This is a genomic window from Colwellia sp. 75C3, assembly GCF_002836255.1.
Taxonomy (GTDB): Bacteria; Pseudomonadota; Gammaproteobacteria; order Enterobacterales; family Alteromonadaceae; genus Colwellia.
In genome coordinates this window covers 12,984-33,877 of the sequence record NZ_PJAU01000039.1, presented here as the reverse complement: position 1 = coordinate 33,877, position 20,894 = coordinate 12,984, and the positions used below count along the sequence as shown (strand labels likewise).

The window sequence follows — 20,894 nt, the reverse complement described above, 5'->3', positions numbered from 1 at the left end:
GAAGCTTTCATCCTGAATGTCGGTGATGTTAACGATGCACCGACGGTTGAAAATGATTCATATACCGTTGTAGAGGGATCTGTACTAAATGTAAGTTCCTCAAACGGTATACTAAGTAATGATTCAGATATAGATAGCCCATCATTTAATTCTGTCGAGTTTGCGCCAACAGATCCAGGGGCTGGTAATTCGGGCATTATTGTTGATGGTAGTAATACGATTACAACAGCTTTAGGAGGTACCGTTTTACTCTTTGCTGACGGCTCTTTCACCTATACCGCACCGGATAGTTATGATCACACTAATATAAATTCAACAGATTCATTTGTTTACAAAGCCAGTGACGGTGTAATTAATTCTGAGTGGGCAACCGTATACATAGATATTAGTGATACAGCACCAGTTACTGCTGATGATACTGATAGTGTCGGCTTTGGTGGCACGGCATACGGTAATGTAATTCTTGGCAGCGGAACTGATGGTATTGATACCCTAGGTGCAGACACAACTTTCTTGCATAACATTACCTTTGATAATGTTGATTATTCATTTATAGATGATCAAGGTGCCGTACTAGATTCAGTCACAATTATAACTGCTACGGGTACATTGGTTATAGAGAAAGATGGTAATTACGAATATACGTCTACTCTAATTGAATCTGATAATCCTCCGGTATCAACCGATGAATTTATATACACACTTATTGATGCGGATGGCTCTATTAGTCTTTCTGCTACGTTAACTGTTAATCAAGATTCAACCCCTATTGCACTAGACGATACGGGTGTTGTTGCTGAATCTGGGCTCGACGCAGGCTCTGATGCTAGCGGTGGTGGTAATATCACAGTTGGTAATTTACTCGACAATGATTCCGGCATCAGTAGTTCGACCAACATAATAGCAGTTGAGGGGATAACACCAGTGAGTGGTCTCATTTCAATGGCTACCACTTATGGTAATTTGACTGTGCACGTGGATGGCACTAATGGTCAACGTGCTGGATATTATGAGTATGAATTAACGACAGTTTCATCTGGTGATAATATTTCTGAATCTATCAGCTATATGGTTGAAAATTCGTTGGGTGATTCATCTAGTGCTAATTTGGTTATAAATGTCATAGATGATATACCTGTAGTCAAAGATAGAAGTCAAAATTTGTTCTCTGACGCCGATCCGACCACTACCAATTTAACTTTTGTACTCGATTTGTCTGGCAGTATGGATGACTCTGCGGGTAATGGAAAAACTTACCTTGAAACTGCTGTTGAATCTCTAACTGCACTAATTAACGAGGTTGACGATACTGGTAATGTTAATATTCAAATTGTCACATTTTCAGGTACAACTATTGAAAACTCAAGTTGGATTGAAGATGATATAGATACTGCCATTAACACTTTAAATGAGCTATCTGCTTCTGGGGGCACCTATTATAACCTCGCTCTTCAGGAGGTGATTGATAGTGGACCATTACCTACAGCCGATCAAAGTTTCGTTTATTTTATATCAGATGGTGTACCAACCAGTAACGCAAACGTTGATAGTGTTCTTGAAGCTTCTTGGGAAACATATTTAGGTGGCTCAGAAGGGGAAGACAGTACCTATGATTTATCCTTTGCTATTGGTATTGGTGATGCGCCACTTAGTGAATTATTACCTATTGCATACTCAACGGCTTCGCCTGATGATAGTAGTGATTATGCGGTTGTTGTTGATAATGCCGCAGATCTGACTGCTACAGTCATTTCATATTTCGACAACAATAGTATTGGTGGAGAATTAACGATTCTTACTGCTGATGGTGGTGTCAGTCTTGGTGCTGATGGTGGCAATATCCAATCATTTACTATTAATGGAGTTGATTATGTATATGATGGTATTAATCCAAATATTGAGATCGGCACAGACGACACTGAACTAGGAGGAGTCTTTACACTTAACTTCTTAACAGGGAAGTACAATTATAGTATTAATGTAAACCAGAATGTTCTTAACGAAATAGAAGCTATTGAGGTAACGGTAGTTGATGGTGATGGAGATACTGATAGCATGTTGTTAGAGCTCCATATTGATTACTATGCAGGTCTCGATGCTAATGTAAATAATGTTATTACTAATATGGATGAAAATACACCTATTACTATTGATGGATCTTACCTTACACATGGTGATGCATTACCAAACAAGGCTCAAATAACAAGTGTAAATGGTGATGATGTAACCTTTAATAATGGTGTTGTTATCGTAGGTACTGGAAACACAAGTAACGATTTTAACTACACGATAGAAGGTAATAATGCCTCTGATACTGCTACAGTGACCATGAATTATCAAAATTCATCACAGCTGATCGGGGGATATGAGAATGATATCATTCTCGGTGAATCGACAGCTAACCCTGCTGTTACACTTATCATGAGCTCTACTGTACTAGCAGGGGATACCTATAACACGGGTAATCAATTTGCATTTGAAGGATTAACAATGGCTGGATTGTCAGTTAGCCAAATATCGATTAACCTTGCCAATATAGATAACGATGCTGTGTGGGATTATGATCAAATTAGTAACTTTAATAACAATAGCTCAACAGATATTACTCAGACAGACGTTTTTGATAGTATGGACTCTAATAGTAGTTTACTTGTAGCTAATTTTACCGATGGTGACTTTACTGAAGGTGAGATGTTTAATTTTGCTTTTGATACCGATGATTTAGGTAGCGACGTTGGATCCGATTTAATTGGTGCTGAGATTACGGTTACCATGAGTGATGGCTCTGAGTTCTTTGGGACTTATATATCTGACGGTAATGACGGAGCAAAAGCTTATTTAAGTAACAACACCTTATATCTTGATGGTCAAGCTGGTGAGGATGTTCTTATCGGTGGCGATGGTGATGATGTACTTTCCGGTGGATCAGGCGATGACTATTTAAGTGGCGGAGAAGGTAATGATTTTCTTATTGGTGGAACGGGTGAAGATACCTTTGTTTGGTTAGAAAATGACTCTGGTGTTGACCATGTCAGTGATTTCGATTTAAATGAAGATGTACTTGATCTTAGTGATATTCTACATATTAGCGATGGTGATAATCTTAATGATTTCCTCGATTTTGATAGCAATGGCACAGACACAACTATTACGGTACATGCAGAAGGTGGAGATGAAATATCACAAACTATCGTTTTAGATGGCGTTGACTTGGGCAGTGATGACGTTAATATTATCAACGATATGTTAACGGGTTCCCATGAAGGCTCACTATTTATTGGTGATAGTAGTGTTGTGGATATGGTAACGATAGATCCTATTCCTGACGAGTAACTATAAGCGGATGCTAACCGACGTGGGTTGAGTGGGCATTTATGAATTAAGTTAAGGTAATGGAAATAAAAAACATTTCCATTACTTACTTATTTTTTACGAGTAAATTTAGTCCGAGCATCGGTCTTTTTCTATAATATTAATAACTATCACTCATATAACTCCCTATAAGTTATATACTTAAATAATAATTTCATGGATTCAAGCATTTACATGACATCAGCACAGTCACAATGGAAAATTAACGCTTCACAACGTGTTAGTGAAGATCCACTTTTAGATTGTTTAGTCTTATTAAGTGAGCATTTTGGTAACCCTTGTTCAGCTGAAGCGCTAGCCGCTGGTTTGCCATTGACTAGTAGTGTGCTCTCACCCGAGTTATTACCACAAGCTGCTTTACGTGCAGGTTTAAGTGCTAAATTAAGCCGTAAAAGTCTTGATAATATTCCCCAGATGTTACTTCCCTGTATATTAATGCTTAAAGATCAAAAAGCATGCATTCTACAATCCCTAAATTTCAAAGCTAATATAGCTATTATTTCATTGCCGGAAACAGGGGGAGAAGAGCAGTTAACTATTGAAGAGTTAGAATCTGTTTATGTAGGGTATCTGTTTTTAATTAAGCAAAAATACCATGCTGATCGTGATTTTGATGTGCACATTGGCGATACTCAAGAACATTGGTTATGGGATACTATCCGTGAGTCTGCTCCTATTTACCGTGATGTAATAATCGCCTCTATTTTAGTTAATATATTCGCCTTAGTTTCACCGTTATTAGTTATGAATATTTATGATAAAATTGTCCCTAACTTAGCTTTTGAAAGTTTATGGGTACTCGCTATAGGTGCAAGCCTAGCCTACATTTTTGATTTTATTCTGAAACAATTAAGATCCTACTTAATTGACGTTGCGGGGAAAAAAATAGATATACAAACTTCTTCTAAGCTCTATGCCAAAGTAATCGGTATTTCATTAGAGAAAAAATCACCCAGTGTCGGCGGGATGGCAAAACAGATAGGTGAATTTGAAAGTGTACGTGATTTTTTATCTTCAGCAACAATTACAGCATTAGTTGATTTACCTTTTTCTATATTATTTGTCTTTATTATCTATCTGGTCGCTGGAGATTTAGCCATATTTTCAGTACTCGCTACCGTATTAATTCTAGGTTATGCCTTTTTAGTGCAACCAAAGTTACGACATGCTATTGAAGAGAGTAATAAGTTTTCTGGCTTACGACACGGGCACCTAGTTGAAAGTCTCTCATCATTAGAATCAATTAAAGCTAACGGTGCGGAAGGTATAGTTCAAAATGCATGGCAACAAATGCTGGGGCATACTTCTAATTGGCAGCTTAAAACCAAAGTCATTACCAACTCAGTCGCCAACTTTTCTAGCTTTATTGTACAGATGGTTGTTGTTGCCGTTATTATCTTGGGCGTATATCGCGTTTCAGATGGGCTTATTTCAATGGGTGGTATTATTGCCGCAGTGATGTTGTCAAGCCGCGCTGTTGGACCAATGGCTAAAATAGCTTCGTTAATGACAAGGTATAATCAAACCGTGAGTTCATTAAGGCAGCTTGATGGCATTATGAACCAAGAAAGTGAATTTGAAAATAAAGGGCACCTGCCTAGCCGTGCAAAACTTGAAGGTAATATTGTTTTAGAGCATGTTAATTTTAACTATCCAGATATTGAAAAACCGGCAATATATCCCTTATCACTGAAGATATCTCCGGGTGATAAAATAGCTATTATTGGCCGTAATGGCTCAGGAAAAACTACACTGGCTAAATTGGTGCTAGGTTTGTTTCAACCCAAACTAGGCAGTATCCGTTATGATGGCATGCATCAAGGGCAGCTCCATCCTAGCGACCTTCGCCGAAATATAGGTTACCTACCGCAAGATATTGTACTTTTTCATGGTTCAATTAAAGATAACATCCTCTTTGGTACTAAACAGGTAACTGAATATCAATTAATGAGAGCAGTACAACTTTCTGGTGTTAACTTGTTTACGGATATGGAATCACAAGGACTAGAGCTACAAGTTGGAGAGGGCGGGTTGTCACTATCTAGAGGTCAACGCCAAGCCGTTGCTTTAGCCCGTGCTATTTTAAATGATCCCCAAATGTTACTACTAGATGAGCCAACGGCAAGTTTAGATGCACGTGCGGAAAAACTCTTTATTAAATCGATGAAACAAACAGCAGAAAACCGTACATTATTGCTTATTACACATAAAATGCATTTATTAGAGTTGGTCGACCGTATTATCGTCTTAGATAATGGGCATTTAGTCGCCGATGGTGATAAAGCCGACATCTTAAAACAGCTGAAAAGTGGAATGTTAAATGTGGCTCCTAAAGAAAGGAGTAAAGTATGAAAATAAGTAAAGAAGATTTAGAGATGGCGGATGATGTTTATGGTGCCATTTTAACGCAAACCCCTACTGTACACCGTTTAACTATCTGGTCGTTGGCTGCGTTTTTTACGTGTTTTATTATTTGGGCGTATTTTGCAGAACTCGACCGCGTAACACGTGGTGTTGGAAAAATAATTCCTTCATCACAGGTACAAATAATTCAAAGCCTTGATGGCGGTATATTACAAGAATTATATGTCAAAGAGGGAATGCAAGTAACCAAAGGTCAAATTATAGCCCGTATTGATGATACACGGTTCCGATCTGATATGGCGCAACAAACACAAGAAGTGGATGCACTACGAGCAAACATCATTCGCCTACGCACTGAGCTTAGTAACGTACTCGTGGCTGATGTCGACGCTTGGCAACTTCAAGTAAAAATAGAAAAAACACAATTAGAATTTCCAGAAGACCTTAACACTAACTCGCCTCAACTTGTTGCTCGTAACCAAGATGAGTATAATACACGTTTAAATAACATTGAAAATCAAGTCGCGATTCAAGGGCAACAAATAAAACAGCGAGAGCAAGAGATTAAAGAATTAACGTCTAAAATATCTACGCTTAAAAGCAGCTTGATGCTTGTTAATAGAGAACTCAAATTAACGATTCCCCTAGCAAAAAGAAAAATAGTACCTGAAGTTGAATTATTAAAATTACAACGTACTGTCAATGACATAAAAGGTGAATTAAATGCATTACGTTTATTAAAACCTAAAGTAAAAGCTACCTTTGAAGAAGCAGTACTAAAGCGTCGAGAAGCTGTTTTTAAATATCGTACGGATGCTCGTGCATTATTAAATGAATTACAATCTAAGCTTTCACGTTTAAATGAAGCGCAAGTAGGCGCTCAAGATAAAGTGAGTAAAGCACTCATATTATCTCCAGTTATAGGTACGGTGAAAACATTACACATAACAACACTTGGTGGAGTTGTTAAGCCGGGGGAAGTTTTATTAGAAATAGTGCCTTCAGAAGACAAGTTATTGGTAGAAGCAAAAATTATCCCTAAAGATATTGCTTTTATCCATGTAGGTTTACCAGCAAAGGTAAAAGTAACCGCATACGACTTTACACGTTATGGTGGCCTTGAAGGTGTTGTTGAACATATTAGTGCCGATACGACACAGGATGACGAGGGTAATAGCTTTTATATAATAAGAGTTAGAACAACTGAATCAAGCATTCGTAATAGGGATGATGTAGAGATGAAAATTATTCCTGGAATGATGACCAGTGTTGATGTAATGATCAGTAAAAGAACGGTACTTGAATATATATTAAATCCGCTTTTACGCGCTAAAGAACTTGCGCTCAGAGAGTATTAAAAGCGAATAGCAGACGAGTAAAGCGTAAGTAATATTTATGCTAGACGATTAAAATTTAGAGACTTTATATGATCAATTGCTAAATAAAGACTCATATAACAGTTGATATAATAAAAATGGATTACTATGAAAAAAGAATGTTTTAAGCGAGTAGAAATTAAAGGTCTGAAGCTTTTATGTTTTGCGATGTTTTTTCAAACGACTGTAAATGCTCAATCACTCGAACAAGCGGTTGCTTTTACATTCGATACTCATCCTGAATTACGTGCTGCGTATACACGTTTTAAAGTGAGTGAAAAACAAATAGAACAGGCGAAATCAGGTTATTTGCCAACGGTTGATATAACTGCAGGTATTGGTTATGAATATACAGATAGCCCCAGCACACGTCGACAAATAGGGACTGATGGGGAAGGTACTGCTGAATTACAACGAAGTGAAATTGGTCTGAGCTTAAGGCAAGAGATTTTTAGTGGTTTTCATACTAGCAGTGAAGTTGAACGTACTACTTATGCAACAAGAGCTGAACAATGGCGTTTACATGGTATTGCTGAAGATTTAGCATTACGCGTAAGTAAAGTTTATATTGACCTTATTAAGTCTAAACAATTGGTAGCACTGGCCGAGAAAAATCTGGCAGCCCATCAAGATATTTACGAACAAATTAAACAGCGTACAGACTCTGGCTTCAGTAGCTCTGCAGACCTTTCACAAATTAATGGTCGTCTTGCAAAGGCTTACTCTAACTTAATTGCATCTAAAAACAATTATTTAGACGGAGAGGTGACTTTTTACCGAGTGGTTGAACAACGTCCTGATAATTTGGTGATCCCGTTTCCTGATGCTTCTTTATTACCTAAAACTGAAAGAGAGGGGCTTAAATTAACACTCAAAAATCATCCTGTCGTTAAGTCAGCGGTGAATGATATTGACGCTGCACGTGCACAGTATAAAGCAGCTAAATCAAATTATTACCCGAAAGTTTCCTTTGAGGTCAATGCTAATTACAATGACAATTTAGATGGTGAGGATGGTAATTCTATTACTAGTCGAGATGTTGGTGGAGCAAATAATGAAGTTATCGCAATGTTACGAGTTTCTTACAACCTTTTTTCTGGTGGTAAACATGATGCTTATACAAAAGAAACAGCTTATAAAATAAGCGAGGCTAAAGAGTTAAATAGTAGTGTACATCGACAAGTGACAGAGGGTTTTATTCTTTCATGGAATGCTTTTGAGCAATTAAATTTACAAAAAAAATACATAAAGATGCATGTGATTTCTTCTAAAGATACCCAATCTGATTACAAAGAACAGTTTAAAGTAGGCCAACGTAGTTTGTTAGATTTGCTTGATACTGAAAATGAATTATATCAAGCACGTCGTGACTTTTTGGATGCTGAATTTACCGAAATTTCAGCTCAGTATCGAATTTTACACGCGATGGGCTTATTAGTAGATGCATTACGAGTTACACGACCGAATTCATGGTCAGGCGAAGAAAATTATGCGGAGCGTATAAAATGAAATTTATAATCTTTATATGTGTGTTATTTCTTTCTGCTTGCTCGGTACATGTTATTGACATGACACCAGAGCCAACAACACAAAAGTTTGATTTAACAGATAGTGAAGGCGACGGTATTATTAAAGCTCGGGATGACTGTCCTGATAGTAATATAGGAGCAAAGGTTGGTAACAATGGTTGTGGCTCTAGTACCGTCCATACAGTAAGACATAGGTTAGACGTCAACTTTGATACGAACTCCTCTGTGGTGAAAAGTGAGTATTTACCTAAAATTAAAGAATTAGCTGATTTTATGACTGAATACCCACAAGTTAGTGTATCTATTGAAGGGCATACTAGTATTTTAGGCTCTGCTACGCATAATAAAAAATTGTCAAAAAATCGAGCTAGATCAATTAAAGATATTTTAATTCAACGGTTTGATATTGCCAGTGATCGTATTACAACGGTGGGTTATGGATTTGAAAAACTCCTATTCGAGGGAGACGATGAATATAGCCATGAAAAAAACAGACGTATTGTTGCTGAAATTAGCAGCGATAAAAGCCTTACTGATATGAAATGGACCATCTACAGCGTTGATAGTGAAGTAGAGTAAGAGGTGAATAAAACACTTGTTTTTTCTGTTTATAAAGTACTGATAATCAGTACTTTATTACTGCTCATTAATACTATTTTATATGCAAAAAAAACAAGCTCGTTGAATGAATCACAAATTATATCGGCACTGAAGAGTAATTACGGTGAACGTGCAGGAAAAAGAGGCAAGGCATGGTTCCGTTTAATGGACGACTCTTATCTATTAGATGAACAGAAACAACTTGAAAAGGTCAATAATTTTTTTAATTTGTTACATTTTACTGATGATATAAAGCTCTGGGGTGTAAGTAATTATTGGGCAACACCTATTGAGTTTTTAGGTGCAAATGCCGGTGATTGTGAAGATTTTGCCATTGCCAAATACTTTACTTTATTAGAGCTTGGTATTCCCGATAAAAAAATGCGTATTTCGATGGTAAAAGCAGTGACACTAAATCAATACCATATGGTTGTCGCTTATTATCATACACCTAGTTCGGTGCCACTCATCCTTGATAATATCAACGGTAAAATAAAACCCGCTACAAAACGCAAAGATCTCATTCCTATTTATAGCTTTAATGGTAAGCAGCTATGGCTTAATAAAAAGAAAAGCCAAGATGTGCTTGCAGGTAAATCACAACGTCTAAAACGTTGGACAGACTTGAACCAGCGTATGGGAATCTCAAACCTTAAACAACCGAAATTGAGAATGGAGTAAAATAATGACCCTTTTAAATCAAATAAATTCACTGTTATTTACATTGTTTTTATTAATGATGTCTTGTTTGGTCTATTTTCAGTTTACTGAAACTAAAGCCTTCATGGTTAATCAAATGGAATCCGATTTGAATAACACGCTGACATCACTCACTTTAAGTCTCAAGCCACATTTAGAAACTGGTGATGAAGCGACGGCTAATACATTAGTGAATGTTATTTTTGAAGGTGGATTCTATAAAAAAGTTAAATTAACTTGGCTTGCTGATAAGAAAGAGAAAGTTTGGGAAAATGATGTTGCGGTTAAAGAAGTTCCTCAATGGTTTATTAATTTAAATCTTTTTGAAAAACAGAGCAAAGAGGCAACTATTACTTCGGGTTGGTTGCAACTAGCGACGCTTAAAATCGAGTCTAATCCTGCCATTGGTTATCGAGAGTTATGGCGTATTATGAATGATACACTCATGATTTTATCAGCGCTTTTTCTTCTTACTGTTCTAGTACTACACCTTCGCTTAAAAGTGATTTTAAAACCATTATATGAAGTTGCTAGACATGCTCGAGATGTATCTGAAAGAAAATTTCATTCAGATATGGCCATGCCTTCAACTATTGAGTTGAAAGAAGTGGTGGGTGCAATTAACTCAATGTCCGGACAGTTGAAACATGTTTTTAGCGCCTTAGATGAAGAAGTGGATAGTCTTAAAAAACATACGTTATGTGACCAGGTATCGCAACTTCCTAATCGCTTGTATCTTACAGGGCAACTTAATAGTTGGTTAAGCGAGCCAGATCTTGGCGCACTACTCTTAGCTGATTTCAGTTGGTTAGATGAGATACATAGCAAGTATGGTTATCAGATGCGTGACCAAACGATTAAAACGCTTTCGAATAAGTTAACAACAGAGTTGCCTCTTTCTTCTGAAGCCTTAGTTGCCCGTATATCTAATACCGAGTTTGCTTTTTTAATTAGGAAAGCTGATAAAGAGCAGGTGAGTGAGTATTTACAATCTTTAATACGGCTGATCAATCAAGAAATATTAAATGTAGACTTTGAACCTAATCAGCAGTTTGCTATTGGTATTGCTGAGCGGAGTCAAGGGATCACACGACCTGAGCTTTTAGCACAAGCAGATAACGCTCTACAAAAAGCATTGAATGAAAATAAAACAAGCCATTGGTTTTATGTTGAAAAAGAGAAAGAATTTAGTCGAGAAGCTTGGCGGAACCAACTGGTACAATCGATCAACAATAATGATTTTATCTTTCAATGGCAGCCTATTCAACAATGTCATGATAACAAGGTGATACAACGTGAAATTTATTGCCGTTTAGAAATTGAAGGGAAAATAGTGCAAGCAGGGCAGTTCATGCCCTATGTTGAACGTTTCTCTCTTGGGCATCAGTTAGACCAGTGCTTATTAGAGGCAATAAATGAAGATAATTTATTTGCGTTAAACGTTGAGCCAATTGCAGTGAATTTATCGCGAGAAAGTATATCCAATGTAGAATTTCATCTTTGGCTTTCTTCCTATCTAGAAAAAATGAAAAACCCAGAAAAAATAAATTTTGAAATATCAGAAGCTGGAGTTACTCAAAATTTAGCGGCATGTATCCAACTTTGTGAAATAATTGAGAAGTCAGGGGCTAAATTTGGTGTAGATAATTGTGGCAGACAGATGGGATCTCTGACTTATTTACAGGAATTAAAACCCGACTATATAAAATTAGATCTATCACTCTCCTGTTATAACAATGAAAAAGATGAAGAGAATCAACAAAATTTAGAACTTTGTCGTGCACTGGTAAATATTGCTCGAGGATTAAATATTAAGGTTATTATCACCGGAATTGAAGATGAAAAACACCTAGAAACTATCAAGCTTCTTAGAGCTGATGGATACCAAGGCTATATTCTACCGCCCACCGATATAGTGAAGATATAAGTCTATATGACTCGCTAAAATGTATTAGTAACAAAATACCTAACTAACCATATTTAAGCCCCATTTAGGGGCTTTTTTTATTTCTCAATTCCAGTCTATATAATATATTTCCACCTACTTATTACCACATCGATTTCACCTCTTCCGATAAAAACAGATAAACATTACTTAATTTTATTCGTACAAAAACAAATACAAGCTGAATCCCTTGCTCTATCTGACCACACGCATTGTTTTACTAGTAATGACTGTTTTATATGAAATTAACTGTTGACTATTTAGTCAGGATTTACAAGAATCCTACTGTTAAATAACAAAACTGTAACATTAATCGTGCAGAATCAAGTTGAAGTTTTAGCCAATAGCAGTATTTTTTCACTAATAGTAATAAAAAATCTGGAGAGATAAAATGAATACTAGTAAGGCAAGGCCAAATCGATTCTTTGGCAATGGTAAGTTAAATGTAAGCTTGATTGCACTGTGTGTAGCTTCAAGTTTTGTGACTCACAGTGCGTTAAGTGCACAAACACTTTGGTCAGAAGATTTTAATGACGCGACCCTAGCCGATAAAGGCGCTGTTTTTGATACAGTTGATATGAGTGGCGTTACGCGTTGGTCTATTGATGTGAGTAATGCTCAACTAACGGCGAACAGCGATTGGTTTAAAGTGAGCAATAGTAAAGTCGAGGCTAGAGATGTTGATGGTAGTGTCGATTGGCTGTCAGAGTCTATTAGTATTCAAGGGAAGAATAATGTAAAACTCTCTGTTTTAGCAGAGGAAAATGGTAACCATGAGTCAGCTGATTTCTTTGACCTGTCATACTCAGTAGATAATGCCCCTTTTGTCAGGGTAGAAAACTGGCAAGGCAAGGGCAATGATAGTCATACCTTAATTGATGACTTTACTGCCGTCACTATCACTCAAGCCATTCCTGAAGGAAGTAGCCTGCAAGTTAAAGTGTCTATGGCAAATAACTCAGGCACGGAATACATACGTTTAGATGATGTGTTAATTACCTCTGGTGTTGACGATGGAGGAGATAATGGTGGCGATAACAATGACGGCGGTACTGTCACGAATGCTTGCTATAATTGCCCAGACTTAAGCCGAATAGTGAGTGCCGCAGACTTTGATGACACCAGCTATTATGCTCCTGTTATTAACGCTATTGAGTCAGCACAAAATGCTGACGTTATCCGAAGCAATATCAATGACGTTATTTCGGCAAATCATAAGCAGTTAACTTATTCAGAAGCGTGGACTGCACTAACCGTAACGGATGAAGATCCCCTAAACCCTGACAATGTCATTTTATTTTATCGCGGTCTTTCAAAATCAAAACACTCAAACGGTAGCGGTTCACAATCGACAAATCCTGATAATTGGAACCGCGAACATGTATGGGCAAAAAGCCATGGTTTCCCTAGCTCTAGTGCCTTTGCTTATTCAGATATTCATCACTTAAGACCTACTGATATTTCGGTTAACTCGTCACGAGGAAATTTAGATTTCGATAACAGTGATAATGCTTTGCCAGAGTCGCCAGAAAATCGCGTCGATGGTAATTCTTTTGAACCAAGAGACGCAGTAAAAGGTGATGTTGCTCGTATCGTTTTGTATATGGATACGCGCTATGCAGGATTGGATTCGGTGACACCTGATTTACAAGTTGTTGATATGCTCACCTCTGGCGGTGAAGCTAAATTAGGTAAGTTATGTACGTTATTAGCGTGGAGTGAAGCGGATCCCGTTGATGACTTTGAAATTAATCGAAATAATAAAATTTATGAGTTTCAAGGAAACCGTAACCCATTTATTGACCATCCTGAGTGGATTGCAACCCTTTACAGTGCATCATGTTCAGATGTTGGCCCCGTAGATCCGGTTGACCCCGTCGACCCAGTGGATCCGGTAGATCCCACAGAGCCAGGCGTTGATTTGTTTTTCTCCGAATACGTTGAAGGCTCGAGTTTCAATAAAGCGATAGAAATTTATAACCCGACTGATGCAACTATCGACTTAACTAATTATCAATTCAAACTTTATTCCAACGGTAGTTCAACTGTAACGGGTAGCTACACATTAACTGGGCAACTACTCGCAAATGATGTGGTGGTTTTAGGTTCAAGTCAAATTGCAAATGATAGTGCTTTAGTCCCTTATATTGACCACTTTGTCGGAGCCGTTAACTTTAATGGTGACGATTATATCGAACTCGTTCATGGCGATATTATTATTGATAATATCGGTACCTATGGTGTTAGACAAAATTGGGGCAAAGATACTTCATTAGTTCGCTTAGCGTCAGTAAACTCTGGAGACTCCGACCGTACAGATGACTTTATTAAAGCAGATCAATGGGCATCAAATTCAAAAGATACTTTTGAGAACTTAGGCAGCCATTTATCTACTGCTCCACCGACAGACCCTGGGACAGGTGAAGACCCGGTAATAGGAATGTGTGGTGATGATGCCGATCTTATTAATGCAATCCAAGGAAGTGGCACAGACTCAACTGTTATTGGCGAAGTTAAGGTGATTGAGGGGACGGTAACTTTTGCTGTGCCAAGTTTAAAAGGCTATTTTGTTCAAGAAGAAGCACAAGATACTGATACAAATTTACTGTCTTCTGAAGCTATCTTTGTTTATTTTAACGATATTGTAAACTTTCCTACCGCGGGCAATAAAGTACGAATAAACGGCAGTATAAAAGAGAGTTATGGTCGTACTCAGTTAACCGCAACAACTGACTTTATTGATTGTGGTGTTGGTGAGCCAATTGCAGCGACTATGGTGTCTTTACCCGTATCAACTACCGATTACTGGGAAACCATTGAAGGAATGGCGGTTAGCTTCTCTGATACCTTAAAAGTAAGTGATACCTATAATTTGGCACGCTTTGGTCAATTAACATTATCTAATGGGCGTTTGATTCTTCCTACTAATATCTATAATGCAGGTAGTGAACAAGCTATCGCTTTAGCCGATAAAAACAGTCGGAATCGTATCACCTTAGATGATATGAATAATGCGCAAAACCCTGATAACGTGCCATTTCCTGCACCGGGATTGAGCTATCAAAATACGTTACGTTTAGGTGATTCTGTTGCTAACTTAACAGGCGTTATTGATTATAGTTTTAATACTTATCGTCTTTTACCTACCAACACTCCACAGTTTAGTCCTACTAATGCGAGAACTGCACAACCCGATATTACCGGGGCAGGTTCGTTGAAAGTAGCAAGCTTTAATGTATTAAATTACTTTAATGGTGATGGGGCTGGTCAAGGTTTTCCTACGGCGCGCGGTGCGGATAATCTAGAAGAATTTACTCGTCAAACGAGTAAAATAGTGTCAGCTTTAGTAGAGATTAATGCCGATGTTGTTGGTCTGATGGAGCTAGAAAACGATGGCTTTGCTAGTAATTCAGCCATTGCTGAACTTGTGTCACAGGTGAATGTGCAACTAGGTGCTGGCACATATAACTACGTTAGCATCAACCAAGCTGGTATTGGTGGTGATGCAATAACGGTCGGTTTTATTTATAAGCCAGCTACCGTTGTTTTGATGGGTGATGCAGTCACGACTAATCAAAGTCCATTTGATTATGGTAACCGTCAACCGCTGGTACAGACCTTCAAAGAAATAGCGACTAATGAAGAATTAACAATTGCGGTTAATCACTTCAAGTCTAAAGGAAGTTGCGGCAGTGCTTCAGGCAATAACCTTGATCAAGGCGATGGCCAAGGATGTTGGAATGAACTGAGAACTCAAGCTGCACAGGGTTTAACTGCATGGCTAACTACTAACCCTACCGGCTCTACCGATAGTGATTTTCTTATCATTGGTGATTTAAATGCTTATGGTAAAGAAGACCCAATCAATGCCATTACCGACAGTAATTATCATAACTTGGTGGCAGATCATTTAGGAAGTGCGGGTTACTCTTACAGTTTTGGCGGTGAGATAGGTTACTTAGATCACGCCTTAGCAAGTAATGACTTAGCTAGCCAAGTTGTCGATACCACCGTTTGGCATATCAATGCCGATGAACCTCGTATTTTTGATTACAACACGGAATATAAGTCGTCTGAGCAATTATCAAAGTACTTTGCTGAAGATGCTTATCGTGCATCAGATCATGATCCGGTTATTGTTTCACTGAATTTAACGAGCCAAGTTGAACTCGTCGGTGATTTTGATGCGGATGGTGATATTGACCGAAATGATGTCAATCAATTCTCCGCTATGGTTCGCAGCGGTGATGTTGACGATATTCAGTATGACTTCAATAACGATGACCTAGTTAATAGTCGTGATGTAAGAGCACTAATGTCTTTATGTACGCGTTCTCGCTGTGCTGTAGAACAAAATTAATTTTATTCAATTAACAAATAAATTAAAAAGGAATTAACAATGAAAAAAACAATACTACTGATAACACTACTTCTAGTTTCGCTAAGTAGTCAGGCAACATTGCTCAGTGTTGAGTTGAATCAAGACAGTTACCAAATTGGTGATGTATTAACCGCAGATTTTATTATTTCGGGTATTGAAGAAGACTCTGTTGGTTTTCAGAAATTACTGGCTTCTTTTGACTTTACGGTCTCTTGGGATAATTCGTTAATAGACTATGTATCTACCACTTTTGGTAATAAACTCAATGTTGACGTAGGTAGTGATCAATATACTGATGTTATTGCTGATAGTTTAGCTTTATCAGAAATCAGTTATGCTTGGTGGGAAGAACTATTAGCCGTGCAAGATGGTTTAAATAGCTTTGTCTTAGCTAGTGTTGACTTTACTGTGATTGGCAATGGCTCAAGCACTTTAAATTTAAGTAACTTAGATTTTGGTGATGATTTTGGCGATGCTTTTACTCATGTTAGTAGTAGCGATATAGCTTATTCTGTTACTTCAGGTAATCCTGTTGATGTACCAGAGCCGACGTCTATCATTCTAGTATTAATGGGCTTAGCATTATTAGTTCGCCAACAAAAAATGAATTAACTCAGCTATTTTAACTTATCGACATAAAGTTATCGGTATTAAGTTAGCGGTATTTAGCTGTCGATTGAAATTGAGAGTTAAAGGCGTTTGTTAACTAAAGCCCTTATCGTTGAGATAGGGGCTTTTTTTATTCTTATTTTTATCCACGTTTTATCTAAGTTTTAGCTAGATTTTAGCGCGTTTATATTTGAATTTTAATTGGCTTCTTTAGACTTTTGACAGGTCTGCATTTTACTTTGGTCTTCTTTATCACTGATGAGTACTTGCTGAAGCAGTTCCATACGTTGTTTCACGGCAACACCGTAACTATGATCATCCCCCCATACTTCAGATAAGACATGCATAGACTCTTTATCGTGATCAGAAAACAGCTTGCCTGCACGTTTAGAATCTTCGGGGCTATTGCCAAGTAACTCTAATGCTGAAATGCCTAGCTCTAAAGCAGATTCGAACGTTTCTCGCTTAATTGCTTTTACACCGATACGTAATAATTCATAGGCATGATGGCGATCAATTGCACGGGCAACAATTTGTAAGTTTGGGTAATGCTTTTGCGCAAGTAGCGCAATTTCAATGATTTTATCCGCATCATCAATAGCTATTACTAACAACTGTGCTTCTTTTGCGCCAGAGGCTTCTAATAAATCTTTCCGTGCGGCATCACCGTAAAATACTTTATTACCAAATCTCTTTAACATTTCAATTTGACTGGGGCTGTGGTCTAAAATTGATAAATGATAACCTTGCGAGCTAAGCAGTCGGCCTACTATTTGACCAAAACGACCATAACCGGCAATGATAACGCTTTTGGTTGCTTCAATATCTTCCGGTTTATCAAATTCTCTATCGTGCTCTTGTTCTTTGTCGAGTATTTTTTCATAGATGATTAATAAAACAGGTGCCATCAACATAGAGATAGCAACTACCAAGGTAGTGATTTTACTTTGTTCTGGCGTGAGTATTTGTAAAGTAGAAGTGAGTGATAACAGCACAAAAGCAAATTCACCGCCTTGGGCTAACGCAAGGGTAAAGAGTAATTTCTGCTTCTTTGCCATTTTAAATAATGTCGCTAAACAGAATAATACCGCAGCTTTGATAACAATTAATGACACCACTAATAACGTCACTAAACCCAACTCGTCAAACAGTAATGGAAAGTCTATTGACGCGCCGACCGTAATAAAAAACAAGCCAAGCAGTAGTCCTTTAAACGGTTCAATATCCACTTCCAATTCATGTCTAAATTCACTTTCGGCTAACACCACACCCGCTAAAAAAGTACCTAGGGCGGGTGATAAACCAATCTTTTGCATAATTACCGCGATAACAATAACGAGAAATAATGCAAAAACAGTAAATAACTCTCGTAAGCGTGTTTCGGCGATATAACGAAATAAAGGTGCAGAAACATATTTACCTGCCAAAATTATCGCAGCGATAACACCAACTGATATTGCCGTTTGAATATACACCGGAAAATGTTCTATCAAGTTGCCATGAGAGCCAGAGGCAGTAATGTTGTCACTAAAGGCTAACAAGGGCACTAATGCCAAAATAGGGATAACGGCAATATCTTGAAAGAGTAATACTGAGAATGAGTTTTGACCCGCTTCTTGTTTTATCCAACCTTTTTCATTTAACGTTTGTAAAACAATGGCGGTAGAAGAGAGTGCCAACATTAAACCGATGGCAAGGGAGGTTTGCCATGCTAACGAAAAAACAAGGTAACAGGCAGCAGAAATGATTATTGTCGTTACCACCACTTGCAAGCCACCTAGGCCGATAATGGAATGTCTTAGTTTCCACAAACGAGAGGGCTGTAATTCAAGACCGACTAAAAATAACATCATCACAACGCCGAACTCGGCAAAGTGCATCACATCAGTTTGATCGCCAACTAAACCTAATAAAAAAGGCCCAATTAAAATCCCAGCTAATAAATAACCAAGCACGGACCCTAAGCCGACGCGCTTTGCTATGGGTACAGCAATGATTGCCGCAGCAAGATATATCACAGCCATTTCTAGCATTGTTTACTCCTGATTGTGCTTACTAATTAATGGGAATACTGAGTCATGCACATTTTCTTATTAACTCTATGATGAATAATAGCTTTATTCTCAGCACTATACTCGTTACAACTCAATATTCTTGTTTCAAAATACTGGAGATGTGTTATACCAATTTGATTAAATTTCTTCCCTACTCAGAGCTTCATTGATGTGCTTAGAACAAACAAAATTTGTTAAACATAGTTATTCTATATTTCATTAATTTTGTGATGTTATCAGTTTAGCAATGAGCTCCCAAGGGCGAGTTTAAAAGGCTTTTATGCAGCGTTATTGATTTTGACAAGGACGCTGCATGGATGCAGCTTATTAGAGGATGCAGGAGCACATCCTCCTGAATAACCATTCTCTTCAATCAATGCCTTGCCTCTAAGCCTTTTAATTCTCGCTGAGTGGGAAAGAACTTAATCAATTTGGTATTAATTAAAGTTGTTGAATTAATATAGTCACTTTAGCTTTTTAATGACGCAGATTATTTATTTGCTTGTAAAAGATAAAAGGATGAAATCCTACCTAATTCGCATTATTTAAGATTTAGCCTACACTTATTGTTGTACGTTAAATGTACAAAAATGCATATCTACTTTAAAGGAATTATGAAAATGGAATTTAATACCCCGCAAGCGATCCGTAAAATAAAGTTATCCCCACAAAGTAAAATTCTAATTGATGGTAAAAATCAATGTAAACTACAAGCAATGTCATTTGCCCTTAAATACCATAAAGTTGATGTTACAGAAACTCTAGGTGAATTAACGGTTAAAGGCATAGTTCCTGTTGGTGGCTAGCGCTATTAAAATGAACACTTCGTTACTGTGTTAACTAAAGCCCTCATTGTTTTGAACATTATCAACCCTCTCGACTAAGGTTAATGAATAACCTTAGTCGAGAGGGTTTTATTATTTCCTTCAGAATTATCCCTACTAGAAAACAGCTGAATAGCTTGGCTGATATACTCCATTCTCATTACTCTGTAATCTCAATTATTTAACTGCTCAGCAATAGTCTCAATGATGCTAAAAGCATTGCTTGAGTGGATAACACTGTCGCTACTCCAAATGTTAGTTACACCTAAGCTTCTTAGACGATCTAATGAACCATCGACAAAAAAGGCGTGAGTGACTAACACTGAAATGTTCGCAGGTTTATGCTGTTGTAGTTGTTGAATAGTTTTTTCTAGCGTTTTTCCTGTACTAGCTATATCGTCAACAATAACCACGTCTTGATTATTCAGATTTATCGATAAGCTCCTATCTGTATTTGAGTCACCTGTACTTAAGTCGATAGAGCTTAAATCATTAGACCTCAGGTCATCACCACTTGATAACTTACCCAAGCTGACAGCAACATGTTTATCATCAAAACGTTTTTTTTCGGCTATGCTGTAGCGCCAATTCTGCGGCTGGGCAATAGCCTTCACCCATTGTGCTGACTCTTCATCTGGGCCAATAATTATTGGATCGTTAAAGTGTTGTTGCAAAAAATTCGACATAGCATTGGTTGCGTGCAAAGCAATAGCTTGCTTAGTTGGTATAGCTTCTATCAGCTTATTGATGCGATGTAGGTGAGGATCTACGGTGATGACGCTATCAAAGTAGTCGCTGAGTAACTTACCAATTATTCTTTGGCTAACAGCTTCACCTTCATTAAAGGCAATGTCTTGTCTCATATAACATAAATAGGGCGCTACTAAGGTTATGTGCTCAACACCCTGACTACGCGCGGCGCTTGCGGTTACGATGAGATCTATTAACTTATTATTCGGTTGATTTAAGGTACGACAAATAATGATTTTTTTGGGTAAATTAATCGGTAGCGTTACTTTTGTTTCACCGTCGGGAAATTGATGCAGCTTAATTAGTTCAAATTCAGCTTGCATGCTTTTGGCAAGTTGTTTAGCGGGTGATAAATAATCATCGAAACCTAGAATCAGTGTCATTTTATTTT

12 protein-coding genes are annotated in these 20,894 nt (G+C 37.6%); 10 read left to right on the top strand and 2 right to left on the bottom strand.

The genetic code is table 11. The features are described 5' to 3' along the window. The 9 genes from CXF85_RS08995 to CXF85_RS08955 all read left to right on the top strand — a co-directional run. The coding region (locus CXF85_RS08995; protein WP_157829054.1) for a beta strand repeat-containing protein at positions 1–3,333 on the top strand (3,333 nt) is incomplete at its 5' end. 213 nt (positions 3,334–3,546) lie between these two features. Further along, complete coding sequence (locus tag CXF85_RS08990; RefSeq protein ID WP_101228202.1) at positions 3,547–5,724, top strand: type I secretion system permease/ATPase; 2,178 nt, start codon at positions 3,547–3,549, stop codon at positions 5,722–5,724. Further along, positions 5,721–7,094, top strand: a complete 1,374-nt coding sequence (locus tag CXF85_RS08985; protein WP_101228201.1) for an HlyD family type I secretion periplasmic adaptor subunit — start codon at positions 5,721–5,723, stop codon at positions 7,092–7,094. Before CXF85_RS08990 ends, CXF85_RS08985 begins: the two co-directional genes overlap by 4 nt. Positions 7,095–7,220: 126 nt before the next feature. After that, entirely contained in the window at positions 7,221–8,621 is a 1,401-nt protein-coding gene (locus CXF85_RS08980) for a TolC family outer membrane protein (protein ID WP_101228200.1), read from the top strand. Further along, entirely contained in the window at positions 8,618–9,220 is a 603-nt protein-coding gene (locus CXF85_RS08975; protein ID WP_101228199.1) for an OmpA family protein, read from the top strand. The genes CXF85_RS08980 and CXF85_RS08975 overlap by 4 nt, the downstream gene beginning before the upstream one ends. Before the next feature lie 60 nt (positions 9,221–9,280). Then, a complete protein-coding gene (locus tag CXF85_RS08970; RefSeq protein WP_442871868.1) occupies positions 9,281–9,922 on the top strand; it encodes a transglutaminase-like cysteine peptidase in 642 nt (213 codons plus the stop codon). 4 nt (positions 9,923–9,926) lie between these two features. Further along, positions 9,927–11,867, top strand: a complete 1,941-nt coding sequence (locus CXF85_RS08965; RefSeq protein ID WP_101228197.1) for a bifunctional diguanylate cyclase/phosphodiesterase — start codon at positions 9,927–9,929, stop codon at positions 11,865–11,867. A gap of 409 nt (positions 11,868–12,276) precedes the next feature. Beyond that, positions 12,277–16,245 carry an ExeM/NucH family extracellular endonuclease gene (locus tag CXF85_RS08960; RefSeq protein ID WP_101228196.1) on the top strand — a complete coding sequence of 1,323 codons (3,969 nt, stop codon included), beginning with the start codon at positions 12,277–12,279 and terminating at the stop codon, positions 16,243–16,245. Positions 16,246–16,284: 39 nt separating this feature from the next. Further along, on the top strand, positions 16,285–16,878 hold the full coding sequence (locus CXF85_RS08955) for a PEP-CTERM sorting domain-containing protein (RefSeq protein WP_101228195.1): 594 nt from the start codon (positions 16,285–16,287) through the stop codon (positions 16,876–16,878). 194 nt (positions 16,879–17,072) lie between these two features. Here the strand turns inward: CXF85_RS08955 and CXF85_RS08950 are convergent, their stop codons facing one another. Continuing rightward, positions 17,073–18,908: a monovalent cation:proton antiporter-2 (CPA2) family protein gene (locus tag CXF85_RS08950; protein WP_101228194.1), complete on the bottom strand. Its 1,836-nt coding sequence runs from the start codon at positions 18,906–18,908 to the stop codon at positions 17,073–17,075. A 641-nt stretch (positions 18,909–19,549) separates the two neighbouring features. On the opposite strand from CXF85_RS08950, the gene CXF85_RS08945 reads away from it, so the two are divergent. Further along, positions 19,550–19,735, top strand: coding sequence for a hypothetical protein (locus CXF85_RS08945; RefSeq protein ID WP_101228193.1), 186 nt, complete (start codon positions 19,550–19,552; stop codon positions 19,733–19,735). Between the two features lie 191 nt (positions 19,736–19,926). Here the strand turns inward: CXF85_RS08945 and prs are convergent, their stop codons facing one another. Beyond that, complete coding sequence (gene prs / locus CXF85_RS08940; RefSeq protein ID WP_101228192.1) at positions 19,927–20,886, bottom strand: ribose-phosphate diphosphokinase; 960 nt, start codon at positions 20,884–20,886, stop codon at positions 19,927–19,929. Positions 20,887–20,894: the final 8 nt, after the last annotated feature.